This is a genomic window from Corynebacterium pilbarense (genome assembly GCF_026930265.1).
GTDB lineage: Bacteria > Actinomycetota > Actinomycetes > Mycobacteriales > Mycobacteriaceae > Corynebacterium > Corynebacterium pilbarense.
Genome location: NZ_JANRML010000068.1, coordinates 1 through 856 on the forward strand (window position 1 = coordinate 1; position 856 = coordinate 856).

1 protein-coding gene is annotated in these 856 nt (G+C 44.6%); it reads left to right on the forward strand.

All coding sequences use genetic code 11. The annotated features are described in order from the left end of the window. Nucleotides 1–856 (forward strand): hypothetical protein (locus tag NUW87_RS11405; protein ID WP_269028641.1); only part of this gene is annotated, 856 nt, incomplete at both ends.

Sequence of the window (856 nt, forward strand, 5' to 3'; positions counted from 1 at the left end):
GTGATAATGGCATCGAATCCTGGGAGTACCAATGGAGGAACTCCTTCTTCTGGGGAACCTTATACCTTTCCTTCATTTGGAAACTTTGGTCCTCCATATGTTGCCACACTGAGTCTTCTAGGACTCACTATCGGATTACCAGTTTGGTTGTTCCCCACTCCGGTGATCCCGAATCCTCCCAATGTTTCAGTTACACCTAATACTTTGGATGTCAATACACCACCCACACATCAACCTCATGTCGAATTTTCACCTTCTTCGTCCATCAAGTCTCCTTCCATTTCTCCTTCTTCGCCTAGTGAAAGCTCTAAAGCAAGTAGCCAGGTTGATCAGAAGAAGAAGAAATGGAAAGAAAAGAAGAATAAGAGCTCGAAAAGGACCAAGGCCCCAACAAAATCAGATGTTGGATCCAAGAAACCAGTTACTGTTAATAGTACTGGGAGTGTTGATGAGATCAACAAGATTAAAGAGAAGAATCCAAAACCCAAATTCCCTTGCAGCCTTTGTAAGGGTGATCACTTTCTGAGGGATTGCCCCGGTCTTACCCAGGTCTTAGAAATGTGGTCCTCCACGTCATCGGCCTCTGTCAGTCATGTCGATGATACCCCGTCAACTAGTGATGTTCAGGTTGGTAAGAAGAATAAAACTGCCAAGTTCCCTTGCATGTTATGTAAAGGTAATCATTACTCTCACCTTTGTCCTCGCATGGACGAGGCTTCTTCTCTTTTGGAAAAACTTCAACTTCCAAAAGGTTATCGTAAGCTTTCCTCTGACCCGTCATTGGTTGATGGACTGGTCAATCCAGTTCCATCCTCGGTTAGTCCGGTTGCCCAATGGACGTTCCATTTCCACCTTT